General features: G+C 39.2%; 14 protein-coding genes. 8 read left to right on the top strand and 6 right to left on the bottom strand.

Annotated features, from left to right (window positions below; all coding sequences use genetic code 11):
- Positions 1-157: 157 nt before the first annotated feature.
- Positions 158-1,030, top strand: a complete 873-nt coding sequence (locus UYK_RS0105860) for a HEAT repeat domain-containing protein (protein WP_016871078.1) — start codon at positions 158-160, stop codon at positions 1,028-1,030.
- 128 nt (positions 1,031-1,158) lie between these two features.
- Here the strand turns inward: UYK_RS0105860 and UYK_RS0105855 are convergent, their stop codons facing one another.
- Together UYK_RS0105855 and UYK_RS0105850 are read right to left on the bottom strand one after the other, a co-directional pair.
- Positions 1,159-1,812 (bottom strand): response regulator, encoded by a 654-nt coding sequence (locus UYK_RS0105855; protein ID WP_009457823.1) that lies wholly within the window; start codon positions 1,810-1,812, stop codon positions 1,159-1,161.
- On the bottom strand, positions 1,812-3,029 hold the full coding sequence (locus UYK_RS0105850) for a sensor histidine kinase (RefSeq protein WP_009457825.1): 1,218 nt from the start codon (positions 3,027-3,029) through the stop codon (positions 1,812-1,814). The genes UYK_RS0105855 and UYK_RS0105850 overlap by 1 nt, the downstream gene beginning before the upstream one ends.
- 346 nt (positions 3,030-3,375) lie before the next feature.
- Between UYK_RS0105850 and UYK_RS0105845 the strand changes: the two genes are divergently transcribed.
- Together UYK_RS0105845 and UYK_RS0105840 are read left to right on the top strand one after the other, a co-directional pair.
- Entirely contained in the window at positions 3,376-3,819 is a 444-nt protein-coding gene (locus UYK_RS0105845; protein ID WP_009457827.1) for a Spy/CpxP family protein refolding chaperone, read from the top strand.
- Between the two features lie 153 nt (positions 3,820-3,972).
- Positions 3,973-4,296, top strand: coding sequence for a hypothetical protein (locus UYK_RS0105840; protein WP_009457829.1), 324 nt, complete (start codon positions 3,973-3,975; stop codon positions 4,294-4,296).
- Between the two features lie 144 nt (positions 4,297-4,440).
- Here the strand turns inward: UYK_RS0105840 and UYK_RS0105835 are convergent, their stop codons facing one another.
- Positions 4,441-5,448 carry a hypothetical protein gene (locus UYK_RS0105835; protein ID WP_009457831.1) on the bottom strand — a complete coding sequence of 336 codons (1,008 nt, stop codon included), beginning with the start codon at positions 5,446-5,448 and terminating at the stop codon, positions 4,441-4,443.
- 261 nt (positions 5,449-5,709) lie between these two features.
- Here UYK_RS0105835 and UYK_RS0105830 point away from each other — a divergent pair, with 261 nt between their 5' ends.
- Complete coding sequence (locus UYK_RS0105830; protein WP_009457833.1) at positions 5,710-6,384, top strand: rhomboid family intramembrane serine protease; 675 nt, start codon at positions 5,710-5,712, stop codon at positions 6,382-6,384.
- Positions 6,385-6,599: 215 nt separating this feature from the next.
- On the opposite strand, the gene UYK_RS0105825 is transcribed toward UYK_RS0105830, so the two are convergent.
- Together UYK_RS0105825 and UYK_RS0105820 are read right to left on the bottom strand one after the other, a co-directional pair.
- Positions 6,600-7,118: a low molecular weight protein-tyrosine-phosphatase gene (locus UYK_RS0105825; protein ID WP_009457838.1), complete on the bottom strand. Its 519-nt coding sequence runs from the start codon at positions 7,116-7,118 to the stop codon at positions 6,600-6,602.
- A 62-nt stretch (positions 7,119-7,180) separates the two neighbouring features.
- Complete coding sequence (locus UYK_RS0105820; RefSeq protein WP_009457839.1) at positions 7,181-7,528, bottom strand: YbaB/EbfC family nucleoid-associated protein; 348 nt, start codon at positions 7,526-7,528, stop codon at positions 7,181-7,183.
- Positions 7,529-7,854: 326 nt separating this feature from the next.
- On the opposite strand from UYK_RS0105820, the gene UYK_RS0105815 reads away from it, so the two are divergent.
- Positions 7,855-8,982 (top strand): peptidylprolyl isomerase, encoded by a 1,128-nt coding sequence (locus UYK_RS0105815; protein WP_009457840.1) that lies wholly within the window; start codon positions 7,855-7,857, stop codon positions 8,980-8,982.
- A 144-nt stretch (positions 8,983-9,126) separates the two neighbouring features.
- The gene (locus UYK_RS0105810; protein WP_009457842.1) at positions 9,127-10,041 is read left to right on the top strand and encodes a TolB family protein; all 915 of its coding nucleotides are present in this window, start codon (positions 9,127-9,129) and stop codon (positions 10,039-10,041) included.
- Positions 10,042-10,322: 281 nt separating this feature from the next.
- On the opposite strand, the gene UYK_RS0105805 is transcribed toward UYK_RS0105810, so the two are convergent.
- Complete coding sequence (locus tag UYK_RS0105805; protein ID WP_009457844.1) at positions 10,323-10,829, bottom strand: Hsp20/alpha crystallin family protein; 507 nt, start codon at positions 10,827-10,829, stop codon at positions 10,323-10,325.
- A gap of 371 nt (positions 10,830-11,200) precedes the next feature.
- Between UYK_RS0105805 and UYK_RS0105800 the strand changes: the two genes are divergently transcribed.
- Both UYK_RS0105800 and hpsL read left to right on the top strand, forming a co-directional pair.
- On the top strand, positions 11,201-12,280 hold the full coding sequence (locus UYK_RS0105800; protein ID WP_009457845.1) for a glycosyltransferase family 4 protein: 1,080 nt from the start codon (positions 11,201-11,203) through the stop codon (positions 12,278-12,280).
- Positions 12,281-12,638: 358 nt separating this feature from the next.
- The gene (gene hpsL / locus UYK_RS0105795; RefSeq protein WP_009457846.1) at positions 12,639-14,312 is read left to right on the top strand and encodes a hormogonium polysaccharide biosynthesis protein HpsL; all 1,674 of its coding nucleotides are present in this window, start codon (positions 12,639-12,641) and stop codon (positions 14,310-14,312) included.
- The last annotated feature ends 38 nt before the right edge of the window (positions 14,313-14,350 follow it).

Raw genomic sequence — 14,350 nt, 5'->3', positions numbered from 1 at the left:
TGTGTCCATCGGTGTGTATCTGTGGTCGATTTGAAAACATGATTTCTGTTCTCTACTCAATTCACATCAGCCGTACACTTATGCTTTCTGCTTTGAAGGTGGAACTAATTTTTTCAGGGCTTTGTCTGTTTCATCGGAGAAATAAATTGCCAAAATTATGCTTGTGACTAGATTTACTCACAAACTGCGCTTAAAAGTCATAGTTTCCCAAATCGCGATCGCTTTGATTTGTATTTCATCGCCTTTAGTAATTATCAACACTACTTCAGCACAGTCACTAAGCCAAACACAAATTAGGTCTTATATCCAACGCTTAAAGAACCCCCAACAGCGTACTGCTGCTATAGATTATTTAGCAACAGTGGGTAAGCCTGCTGTTCCCGCTTTAATTGCAGCTTTACAAGATAGTGATCCGCAAGTACGTACTAGTGCATTAGTCATTATTGCTAAAATTGGCCCTAATGCTGCCCAAGCTATACCGGCTCTGATGCGTGCAATTGATGACAAGGATGCAACTGTTCGTTCTCACGCAGTCCAAGCGATCGCTAAAATGGGTAGACAAGCCTATGTACCTTACATAGTAGTTGGTTTAGACAGCAAGAATCAACAAGAACGTTACGGCGCAGCTCATATTTTACGCGCTATGGGAAAAGATGCAGCATCTGCCGTACCCGCACTGATGAAAAAGTTAGAGGATAAAGATGCTTGGATGCGGGTAAATGTTATCTCTGCTTTGGGTAGTATCGGTCAAGCAGCAACACCAGCTGTACCTGCTTTAGTTACTCGTCTACAAGATACAGATCAAACTGTTCGTCACAGTGCAGCTTATGCTTTAGGTGATATTAGCTCGAGTTGGCAAGAAAATCTTAGTCAATTATCTATCAAAGAAATAGATACAACTATCTCTCATTTGGAAAAAGCGCTAAATATTTTGCAAAATCCCTCATTACAATTCCGCCCAGAAGCAGTTACTGCTGTCAGAGATCCCCTTGTGATATTAAAGAAAGAGAAACAGAGACGGGCTAAATGATCATAGATTTACCATAGTAACGTGACTGGGTTCAGATATTTCCTTAATTAACTACAGAGGTACAAAGAACGCAGAGAAACAAGAGGAGATGATTCGGATTTATGTACAAAGTTAGGGTAGACATGTTATTAGTTTAAATAAGATAAAAATGAGTTGGCAAAGATTGCTGCTTGGGTGCGATCGCGTAAGTTTAAGCGATTTAAAATATTAGTGACATGATTTTTGACTGTGCCTTCGGAAATATAAAGTTGTTGGGCAATTTCTTTATTAGTTGCACCAGTTGCAATTAGCCGCAAAACCTCTTTTTCTCTGGGAGTCAGTTCAGCTAAACTTGGTGGCGGAGATGGGGAGTTATTGGGTGCAATTGGTGGGAATTGAGTTAAAAGTTTTTTGACTATACCTGGACCTAATTGAGTATATCCTTTATGCACAGCACGGATAGCAACAGCTAATTCTTCGGAAGGAGTATCTTTGAGTAAATAGCCCATTGCGCCATTTTGTAATGCTGCTGTTACATATTCATCATTATCAAAAGTTGTTAATACTAAAATCTGTATGTTAGAGAAACGCTTATGAATTTCTCGTGTGGCTGCAACTCCATCCATAATTGGCATTCTGATATCCATTAATACCACATCTGGATGTAATTCTTCAATCAAAGTAATAGCAGCCTCTCCGTTTTCTGCTTCTCCAACAATTTCTAAATCTGGTTCTAGTTCTAATAATGCTTTTAATCCTTGACGAATTAAATTTTGGTCATCTACTAGCAAGACTTTAATCATTACCTATACCTCAGTAATGGGATTTCAACTTTAATTTGACAACCAGAACCAGGAGTACTGTTAATATTAAATTTTCCACCTAATGCTAAAGTGCGATCGCGCATACTTTGCTGTCCAAAACCTGTCGTATTTTGTCCTAAATCAAAACCTTTACCATTATCCTCAATTAGTAAATATAAAGTTGTATCTGTAGTTGTCAGTTCCAGTTTAACTTTTGTAGCTTGAGCATATTTGCAAATATTTGTAAATGATTCTTGAATAATTCGATAAATTGGGGTACTAATCTCAGCAGAAATAGGATAAGCTACATTTATTTTGAGCATTGGTAAGATGCCAGTTGTACGCTGCATATTTTCTGCTAGATTAGCGATCGCCTGTTCTAACGATTGTTCTTGTAACGGATGAGAACGCATAGTAGAAACTGATTGTCGGACATCTTGTAATGCTTTTGAACCTAATTCTTTTGCTCTTGCTAAAAATGTTTGAGCCTTTTCTGGATTAGATTGCCACAATTTCTGAGCAGTTTCTAATTGTAAATTTAAAGCAGTCAGAGAATGTCCTAAAGAATCATGAATTTCTCGAGCAATACGATTGCGTTCTTCCAAAGTTGCTTGATTTTCTATTTTTAAAGCATATTGACGTAATTTTTCATTAGCGATCGCTAGTTCATCTCGACTTTTTCTTTCAGATAAAATTGTATTCATCAACATTAATACAAACACTAAAGCTAATCCAAATAATAGAGCAACTACAAAGTTATAAAATAAAAATCTTTCTTGGATAAACGGTGCTATTTGTACTGATACACGAGGAGGTTTTCTTTGCGATAAAGAAACCATAAATAATATAAAAGATAAAGCTGTTATAATCAAACGACCTTGCATTTGAAAAATAAAACAGCTACGAGTTACTAAAACCAAGTATAAAAATGGGAAAAATCTTCCAGATGGTTTAGTATTATAAAAGGAAATGAATAAAATTAAAATTACTTCTATGATTGTGTAAATTACCTTTATTTTTTTATTATTTGTAGGTAGACTCAAGCCCATTAACCCAAAAACAAGCAAACTAAGAATTGTTAACTCTATAGACTGATTGTTAAAACGTTGAAAATGAGAAGGTATTAAAACAGCAAAAGCAGAAATAATCAGTAATACCCATTCCAAATAAAGTAAAAACCGAAAAGGATGATTGCTAATATTAATTGGTCTACTCACAAAAATATACCTCCTATAAAAATGGAACAATCGGGGTTTCCACGAAGTGGTGATCACGGCAAATCGGCAAAGTTAAGGAAAAGGTAAAAAGATATTTTTATGCGAGTAATTAGACAGAACTAATTACACGTATTTTCTCTATTGCCCATTGCCTATTACTTATTATTGGCTACTTCAACTAGAACTAATTTTAAAGAGATTGACGTGAGTTTACATTATATTAATTGTCACGTAATAAACATGACTTAAGTCATGGGTTACACATGACTTTCTCCTCATGTAACTGTTAAATATCACTCCGTAAGATGGAGATAAATAAACCCAGAAAAAAGCTAGAGATTCACAAATGACACTCAACAAAATATCACTGATCACTAGTGCCGTTGTCCTCAGTTTAACTGCTCTTCCCTTTGCAGTTCAAGCACAAACAACCTCATCTCCTTTCCTAGTAGCACAAGTTCCTCAAGGTAAAAGTCCACTCCAAAGTTTAGGGCTAACAGATGCACAAAAAGCCCAAATAGCAGAAATCCGCCGTAATACAAAAGCTAAAATGGATGCAGTTCTCACCCCGCAACAACGGGAACAGTTGGCAAATGCAAGGCAAAATCGTCAAAATAGACGCAATCTAAAAGCCTCCCTCAATCTTACTGAAGATCAAAAAGCTCAAATGCGGCAAATAATGGAGTCTCAAAAATCTCAAATTGACGCTGTTTTGACTCCTGAACAAAGACAGCAACTACAACAAATGCGTGAAAGTAAACGCTCACGTCGTCAACAATTTAACCGTTAGGAGCGAATACAAGTATACTGAGCAAATAGTATATTCTAGTAGGTAGTATTTAATTACTGATGACTAAATGCTACCTATGATAACAGTAAAGTATGTTGATTTAGTCTGACCTACTTAACCAAAATACTCAATGATCAATGAGGAGTGATAATTATGTTGAATTTAAAACGCTCATATCTAATTTTTGCTTCTGCTCTTGCCCTTGGCACAACTGCTATTCCTATTATGGCCCATGCAGAACCGACAGTTTATCAAGGTCCCAATGGTCGTGTTATCGTTAACGGTGTCAACCGCAATGTTTACAAGGGTCGGAATGGTACTATCATCTATAACGGTGTTAATCGTGACGTAGTAAAGGGTCCCAACGGTCGCACTCTCTATAACGGTGTTCGTTACGATGTTTACAAAGGACCTAACGGTACTGTCCTGCGGACACCTAATCGTACTTACATAAATCCTGGTTCTTATCGTAGATAAAGTTAAGTTAAACCTCTTGCATAAGTCCTAGAAACTCCTCTTATTCCCAACGTTTACAGTAGGAAAAGTTAATTCCCTCCCCGTTTACGGGGAGGGTGAGGGTAGGGTGGGGTAAAAAATATTTGTACCAATTTTTGTTATGACTTAAAAGTCAATGAGTGCAAAAATATCATCAACTTCACTCATGGCTATATTTGCATATGTGTTTTGCTGTGGAGAATTGATCCACTCGCGTTGAATTTGCTCTGGTTGAACCAAAAAATCATCCCAACCTGGTTGTAATTTTTGTAGTAAGATTCGCCATTCATTTTCCACATCTGCTGTCCGTATTGTGCGATCAACAAACTCTTCTACGATCGCAAAAGCAACTTGACTAGGTTCACTCAGCAACTGTTTTAATGCTTTTTCACATTTACGAACACTTTCGGCATGAGCTATCTTGAGATTGAGAAATACTTGCTCAGCAGAAGGCAAGATAGTCAACTTCAAGGTTTGTGCTTGTTGAGGAGTAAGCCCATCTAGATGGGGACGAATGCGATAAAGTATAAATTCTCGATAGTTTAGTTCTAACTCAGCCAAGATTTGAAATGCAACTTTGAGTTTACTCGGTACGCCTGGAATGAGTTGATCTGGTATTTCTGTTGCTAGTATCTTGATGAATTCAGAACCTTTGCTGTCAGTGAGTTTTCCTAATTCTGTTTTGGTAATCAGTATCTCTGCTATTTGAGATTTTACTTGCTCAAGCGATCGCTTCAGTCCATCGTCTAAAGACGACAGATGTTGCAAGAAATAGGTGCGAACCTCATTCAGGTACTTTTCATATACAATTTCGTAGCTATTCTCAATTTCCACACGCCTTTCAATTTCGTCAATAGAAGGAATTCCTGTGTAAGTTCGACAGACTTGCAATGTCACTTCTACTTGCTTTTTCAAGTCGATATCTACATTTTGCCGCTTTTTCCTGACTTCTTGCAGCAATTTCTCAAAACTGTGTGTGATTTCCTGCCACAGTTGCATGAAGTTTTGCTCGAACAACTCTATTCTTGGGGAATCCGACTTTGCCTGTTCTGGAGCCTTATTAGGAATTTTTTCTATCAGGGGAAGATGCTGAGCAATGATGTCGGTTATGTTTGAATTAATATTTGTGTTCATCTGACAGCTTATTCGAGGTTTAACGTTGACCGAGAATTGAGAGAAAGATGAAATTTTCTACAGAAATATACTGAAAAGCTAGTGAATAAGTAAACATATTATTTCTTAATTGTCAGTATTCTCACATGCTCTGGCAAATACAATCCAGGCTGACACAAGCATAACATGTAATTTTTATTACTCAAGTTTTGATTTTGATTATTATTTTTTGAGCAGGCACACAAGCTATATTGCAGTTAATAGATTATAGGAACAAAACCTGTGTTTCCTCTGTACGATGAAAATCCAACACGAATCACTCCGTATCTAACTTATGGTTTGATTGGGATGAACGTTTTAGTTTTTCTGCATCAACTCCAACTATCAACTGAACAACTGAATCAGTTTTTGCAGCTATATGCAGTTATACCAGTACAATTAACTACCAACTTCGCTGGCGAATGGACAACATTATTTACGTCTCAATTCCTACATGGTAATTGGTGGCATTTAATCTCAAATATGCTCTTTCTATTTGTTTTTGGCAACAATATTGAAGATAGATTGGGGCATTTTAAGTATTTAATTTTTTATCTCAGTTGCGGTGCTTTCGCTGCCCTATGTCAGTGGTTTATCAGCATGAATTCTCAGATTCCTTCATTGGGAGCAAGTGGTGCAATTTTTGGGATTTTAGGAGCGTATATTATAGCCTTTCCGCACTCAAGAGTTGTGACGTTAATATTTTTAGGTATTTTTGTCACCACTGTGAGAATTCCTGCTTTGTTTCTGATCGGATTTTTCTTTATCCAAAATGTGATTTCTGGTGTCGCCAGTTTACAAGCAGCTGCCAATATGAGCGTAGAGACGGGGGGAATAGCTTACTGGGCGCATATTGGTGGTTTTGTCGCTGGAGTGGGGCTTGGCCCCTTATTGGGACTGCGTAGACGAGACTATTAGTGGTTGAGTAAAGGGAAAACTTGATGATGGGCAGATGGGCAGATGGGCAGAAGACTTCACCCTACTACCTCATCTGAGAACATTCTTTTCCCTTTTCCCTGCTTCTTAAAAGCCTAGTTTGCCAAAAAACCGAAAAATCTCACCCTGGATTCAGCACCTCTCCTTGCTCAAAAGAGGAGTAGGGGGTGAGGTTTTTCATACTAGGTGGTGAAATATCATCGCGACTGCCTTCTGTCTTCTTGATTAGAAACGTATTGCAGCAAACCATCACAAGCATCAAGGAGTAGTTCAATCACCTGATTGAAGCCCTCTGAACCACCATAATAGGGATCTGGAACTTCTTTAAGAGTATGCCGAGAACAAAAGTCACACATCAAACGCACTTTGTGGTGATATTGTCCCGTTGGATCCATAGATAGGATATCGTCATAATTTTCTCGATCCATAGCTAAGATCAAATCAAAGTCTTGAAAGTCTGACTTTTGAAACTGACGAGCGCGACCACGGAGTTTGATTCCTAGCTTTTCAAGTGCCGCAGCACTCATACGTCGATCAGGTGGGCTACCGATGTGATAACTAGATGTGCCAGCAGAGTCACAGATAATGCGATCGCCTGGCGTCTGGAAAGAAGACTCGCTCAACCCATTCTGCTCGATCAAGTAATTCATGATGTTTTCTGCCGCAGGCGATCGGCAGATGTTTCCCAGGCAGACAAACAAAAGTTTGTAAGGCATAGAAATTTTTAGTCCTTTGTCCCTTGTCATTAGAATAAGACAAATGACAAATCACCATAAATCTAGAACCCAGGAAGTTCCAATCCACTTGTCAATTCTTCCATGCGTTCCCGCATTGTTGTTGTGGATTTGTTATAAGCATCTTTCATTGCCGCAGTTACCAGATCAGAGAGTACCTCTGCACCTTCATTAAGGGCATCAGGGGAAATTTCTACCCGTTTAGGCTCTTGGTTCCCACTGACTACTACCTTCACAAAACCATTGCCGGCTTCACCTTCAATTTCCATTTGCTCCAGTTCTTCCTGAAGTCGCTTTGCTCCTTCTTGCACCTGTTGAGCTTTCTTAAAGGCTTCAGCTAGTTCTTTCATTTTTCCTAAGCCAAAGCCAAATCCCTGTCCTTTACCTGTCATATGAGATTGTCCACCTGTGTTTTGATTAACAAGTCAATTTCAACAAATTCAATTATAGATGCGGTGTGTCATTTACCTAATTTTTACTCTCAATTATCTTATTTTCAAAATTTTGTCAATTTTAACAAGAATGAAGGGTGAAGTATTAGTATTTATCCTTGTGCCACGCCACGTCCTTTATACCGGGAAACCCATCCACCACAGTGGCTCCTCTGGCTTCTATTCTCTTTACCTGACAGATGTTTCCTGTACTGTGGGAAGATTATTGATGGTTAAGTCCAGTAAGCGCGAATTCCCATTTCCGAATTGTTTTAGTCAAGAAATTGATGCTGCGTTTGAGCCATCCCATGTTCAAGTTATTAAAATCTCGGTTGAAGAATACTCTCATTACACTCCTGTTGGTAACACTTTTTTTAGGGGTAAGTACAGCTGGGTGGACTCCCTCCACTAGTGCTGGACTACCAGCAGGAAATGCAATTACTGACGGTAAAGCACTGTTGCGTTATGCATTACCAATAGATAATAAGCCTGTGCGGGAACTGCAAGGCAGCTTGGAAGATATATCAAACCAACTACGGGCCAATCGGCGCTGGGGTGCTGTTTCCAAAGACCTCAGCAAAGCATCACGGATTCTTAACAATCCTGCTCAAATTTTGGCTAGTGTACCAGAAGTCAACAAACCCCAAGCCGAAGCTTTGATTTCTGAGTTGAAATCAGGTCTAACTAGCCTGGAAGAAGCGGCTAAAACCAAAAACAAAGAACAAATCTTAACAAAACGAGCCGAGCTATTAAATCTCGTCGGTGACTTAGAAGATTTGATGGTGCAGGGATTCCCCTTTGAAGTTCCCAAAGAATATAGCAATTTACCGCAACTCAAAGGTCGTGCCACCATAGAAATGAAAACTACAAAGGGTACTATTACTCTTGTAGTGGACGGTTATAGTGCCCCTGTTACTGCGGGGAATTTTGTTGATTTAGTACAACGGGGTTTTTATGATGGCTTACCCTTTACCCGTGCAGAAGAATCTTATGTTGTACAAACTGGTGATCCACCAGGTAAAGAAGTAGGCTTTATTGACCCCAAAACAAAAAAATACCGGGCTATTCCTTTGGAAATCCTTTTTGAAGGTGACAAAGAACCAACTTATGGTATTACATCAGAACAAGCAGGCCGTTACACTGATTTACCTGTGCTGCCATTTTCTGCCTATGGTGCAGTAGCCATGGCCCGTCCCGAAAGTGACAACAACGGTGGTTCTTCACAATTTTTCTTCTTCCTTTATGAACCAGAACTTACTCCAGCTGGACGTAATCTGTTAGATGGTCGTTACACTGTTTTCGGTTACGTCGTCGAAGGAAAAGATGTTTTACGGGAAATAAAAGCAGGTGACAAAATTGAATCGGCAAAAGTCGTCAAAGGTGCAGAAAATTTAGTAGAGCCAAAGGAAGCATAATTACAACAGTTTTCCGTGGATTTGAGTAAATTGTTTCTCTAGGGTGGGCGTCGCCCACCTTAAAAATAGAACTGAAGGAGAGGAAAAATAGAAAAGAAAAATTTATACTTTATACTTCACTCTTCAGCCTTCTTGAGTCCAAGGATGCGATTTTTATCACTCTTGTTTGCTACACTACTTGTAGTCTTTCTGCTACCAAGTTTCATGGTTGCTGCTCAAACTTCTGTGATTACCCCCAATGAAAACCTAGTTTTAGAGGGAATTCCACCAATTCCAGCAACACTGGCAGAAACGGTTAATCGCTACACCAATTTTCGTTCCGCTAGTCTTTCTAGTTGGCATCCAGTCCGGCGTGAAATGCTAATTTCCACCCGTTTCGCTGATACTCCCCAAGTGCATTTGCTCAAATTCCCCCTTGGTAGCCGTCAGCAAATGACTTTCTTCCCAGAACGCGTCGGCGGAGGGAGTTTCCAACCAACCCAGGGCGATTATTTTATTTTTAGTAAGGATATTGGCGGTAATGAATTTAACCAGAATTACCGTTATGATTTGGCGACGGGTGACATTACCTTACTGACCGATGGTAAGTCTAAAAATAGCCGGGGTATATGGTCTAATGATGGCGATCGCATGATTTACACCTCGACTCGCCGTACGGGCAAAGATAACGATTTTTACATTATTGACCCAAAAAATACCCAGAGCGATCGCTTGCTAGCACAAGTTGAGGGTGGTGGTTGGATGCCGTTGGATTGGTCGCCTGATGACCGTCAAATGCTGGCAATGGAATATGTTTCTGTAAATGAAAGTTATTTATGGTTAGTAGATACCAACTCTGGCGAGAAAAAATTAATTACACCCAAGGGAGGCACAGAGAAAGTTTCCTACGGAGGCGGATTATTTAGCAGAGATGGCAAAGGTTTGTATGTTATTACTGACCGAGATTCAGATTGGTATCTGATGGCGAAAGATGAAGGACACGGGTTTAGTAAGAAGCAAAATATTGATTTCCAGTTCTATGCAACTGTGATGTTTGTGAAAGAATATTTGCTGAAGTAATGGTATTGTGACAAGTATGAAAATTCCTGGTAATAACGAACACAGATGAACACAAATGCACACTGATAATCTATCTGTGTTTATCGGTGTGCATCTGTGTTCGTTTTCTAAAACATCATATTTTTAACGCGAGGAACCTCACGTTTTTACTCAATTCGCTGATCGCGTAGACAAAGAATAAACCTCACTCGACTATATTTAGGAAGAGTGAAGTTTATTTATTTACTAAATAATTAATGTTCAAGTAACAATGATGGGCATTGACTACCTGCAATTTCCAACTAATTTTGAGAGTTAACTGTTTGAGCAGTTGTATCTATGCTTTTCTCAGCATCAGCAGTACTTTCACCCAAATTAATTTTAACAACGCGATTACGGACTTCTTCAACTTTCGGGAGAGTCAGAGTCAGGATACCATCGCGAAAATCTGCTTGCACTTTGTCATTTTGTACAGCAACAGGTAAGTTCACAACGCGTTGAAACTTGCCATAACGAAACTCTGAATGTAGGTAATTGGCATTTTCAGACTGATGCTGACGCTGACGTTCCCCTGCGATCGCTACAGCATCACGAGTTACCTGTATATCCAGATTTTTAGCTGCTACACCAGGTAATTGTGCGTAGAAAACCAAGTTATCACCAGTATCAATTAACTCCACAGCAGGAACCCAAGCTGTTGATGTATCGTTTGTCTGAGCAGTTTGTGCTGAGAGTTCATCAAAAACTAGATCCATTTGTCGACGCAAGTTTTCTAGTTCGCGGATTGGTTGCAAGTAGCGAATCATCATAATATTATTGACCTCTGCATTGATCACTAGATACCTGATTTATTTAGACTTTGCAGTTTTCAACTTCTGTAACTGCTGACATTCACAATATTGCCTCAAGTTTTATGTAGTGAAAATCCAGACAACACGAATTAGAGAGTGAGGTTTTGCACACCTGGTAACTGAAATTAGAATTCGGAGAAGGTTAAATTTAAATATCATATAGAATACACTTCTAGTATTAAGTACGGTTCCTTCTACTTGGTATGTAGTGTTTACAGGTCTTTACGATTAAATCTATCTTTCTGCTAAATTCTAATCAAAACTCTTATTCTTCAGAGACTGAATTAAATCAATTCTTTGAGCTATTTCTTAGCAATTAGGAGATTGACATGCGAATTGCTCAAATTGCTCCTTTGTGGGAAAGAGTACCTCCTCCTGCGTACGGTGGTGTTGAGTTGGTTGTCAGTTTATTAACTGATGAATTAGTCCGGCGTGGTCATGAAGTTACGCTATTTGCATCGGGGGATTCGATCACTTCCGCAAGATTAGAGTCCGTTTATCCTCAAGCTTTGCGTTTAGACCCTAATGTTAAAGAATATAATGTTTACGAAACTTTGCTACTAAGCCGCGCATATCAACAAGCACAGGAATTTGACATCATTCATTCTCATGTAGGTTATCCAGCTTTAATTTACGCAGATTTCGTTACCACTCCTACAGTTCACACACTACACGGTATATTCACTCCAGATAACGAAAAAATTTTTTCTACAAGTTACAAGCAACCTTTTGTTAGCATATCCAATGCTCAGCGAGAGCCAAAATTGGGGTTAAACTATGTTGCAACTGTATACAATGGCATTGATACAGACAGCCATCAGTTTTATTCCCAACCACAAGATCCTGCCTATCTGGCATTTTTGGGACGAATGTCTCCAGAAAAGGGGCCACACATCGCCATTGAGATTGCTAAACGAGTGGGTATACCACTTAAAATGGCGGGTAAAGTTGATCAGGTAGATATAGACTATTTTGAGAGCCAGGTTAAGCCTCATATTGACGGCAAGCAGATTGAATTTTTAGGTGAAGCTAGTCACTCACAGAAAAATGCACTCTTAGGTGGGGCTTTAGCAATGCTATTCCCCATCACATGGCGCGAACCTTTTGGATTGGTGATGATCGAGTCGATGGCGGCTGGAACCCCTGTACTTGCAAAACCTTTGGGTTCAGTGCCAGAAGTTATTGTGGATGGTAAGACAGGCTTTTTGTGCGATCGCATTGAAGATTTTGTAGAGGCAATCAATCGTATAGGAGAAATCGACCGTCGTGCTTGTCGCACTCACGTAGAACAACATTTTAGCGTGAAAAGCATGGTGGACGGTTATGAAGCTGTTTATCAACAAATTCTCGGAGAAAAATTCGCTCGCAATGGTTATTCTCGGACTCTTGCAAGTCGACTAATTAAATAGTGATCACGCTAAACCTTTGCTGTATTCTCTCGTTGAACACCACCCAGTCCACGACTTGGGCTTCAGTAATATCCCGCACTTCTAAGTGATTCTTCATCCGGTAAAGTACTTTTTCAGGTACTTTTGCCGGGCGATCGCGATTTCTGCGTAGCAGTCCTGGCCAAGGTGCTTCCAGTTAGACAATGGGAATCCTGGCTTGATAACTAGCAAACAGACAATTTTTTAGCATACTGCGTAATTAACGGCTGAGATTGGTAGCATCAGCACGCAGCAGATTAGGGATAATCGGACGATTATTTACGTTTTCATCCTTACAAGGCTATGATCAGCTATTCTAGGGACGTATTGATAGCAAATCATGCCGAAATCAAAGCAAAAATCCCAGAAAAAGAAAAAAATAAATCAGAAAAATAGAAAAACAAAAAAGCAGAAAAAACAAGAGGTTCCTACTCTTACCCTCAAAGAACGTTTAGCCCAAAAACGCAAAGCAGCACAGGCACGTCAAGAACTTATTAATACACTAACTCCCGCCATTGGTGGGGGTTTATTCATTGGTTTTATTCTTTTTTTAGCAGCTGGAATTAAGGCGGCTGTCCCGGCTGTAATGGGAATAATAGTTATGTCCCTTGCCTACAAATATCCCCGCCAAGCTTTGTTTGCCTTTATTTTTTATGTGCCGTTTGGCGGAACTATCACCTACTACATCGGCAATAGTCCCGTATTACAATTGGCGAAAGACGCTTTCTATGTTCCTGCTTTAATTGCAGTTTGGCAGAATTGCCGCAAACAGAAACTACCGATAATTATTCCTGAAGGAATTAAAACCCCACTATATATTCTATTAGGCTTGTGCATAATCACACTGTTATTTATAAATGGTGGACAGCAGTTCAACCCGCCTCCTGTAGGACTCTTTAAACAAGCACCCAAAGAATTCCCTCTTGGTATGGGAATTTTGGGCTTAAAAGTATTTTTAGGCTATGTACCTCTGATTACTTGTGTTTATTATTTGATTCGTAATAAGCGGGATTTTCTATTTATTTCACGCTTACAAATTGTTTTAATTCTTGTTGCCTGTGTACTAGGATTTATTCAATATTTATTATTATTAACTGGCATATGTGAAGGTACAAGAAATGCGGAAGGTGCTGCTTTATTTAAAGCTTCATTGGAAGCACGATGTTTTTTTGGCGGTTCACTAGTTTATAGCCCTAGTCAAGGAATGATTCGCTTGCCAGGAACATTTGTTGCACCTTGGCAATGGGCATGGTTTCTCATTTCTAGCACATTTTTCACTTTTGCAACTGGCTTTAGTGACCCTTCGATTATTTGGCGGATTATCAGTTTAGCTTCAATGGCATCTGTATTTATTAATGCAGTTATCTCTGGACAAAGAATAGCTTTAGCTTTAGTGCCAGTCTGTTTTGTAATGTTACTTGTACTGACTGGTCAAATTGCTAATTTGAAAAAGTTTATTCCTATATTTGGAGGACTAGCCCTACTTTTAGGAATTGCAATAGTGAGTAATCCCACCGTTGTCCAAGAGAGAACAGACAGTTTTATAGCCCGTTGGAATGCTTCTCCTCCCTATGAATTTATAGTTCAACAATTTGAAGAAAATTGGAAAAGTGTAGATAGCCCATTCGGAAGTGGTTTAGGTCGTGCTACTAATTCCGCCCGTGCAATGGGTCCCACTAAATTAGTAGAAACCTATTATCCGAAAGTTCTTTATGAAGTAGGAATATTTGGGTTATTAGGATTCATAGTTTTAGTCACTACCTTAACAATTATTTGTTTCCGGCAGTATCGATTGGTAAAAAACCGTAATTTCCGCAGTTACGGTGCTGCTATGTGGGTGTTTATATTGTTTATTAGTTACAACACTTATTACTATCCTCTGGATGTTGATCCAGTTGCTGTTTATTATTGGTTTGCTGCTGGCATTCTTTTAAAATTGCCGACTATAGACAAAATGGAAAGACTGCAACAAGCACAAGCCGAAGGGGAGACAGGGAAAAAGGTGATGGGGTGATGGGGAGAATAAATATTAACAAATGACCACCAACCACT

Source organism: Fischerella thermalis PCC 7521 (assembly GCF_000317225.1).
Taxonomy (GTDB): Bacteria; Cyanobacteriota; Cyanobacteriia; order Cyanobacteriales; family Nostocaceae; genus Fischerella; species Fischerella thermalis.
Note: the sequence above shows the minus strand (reverse complement) of the source record. Positions and strands in the feature narration are given on the sequence as shown.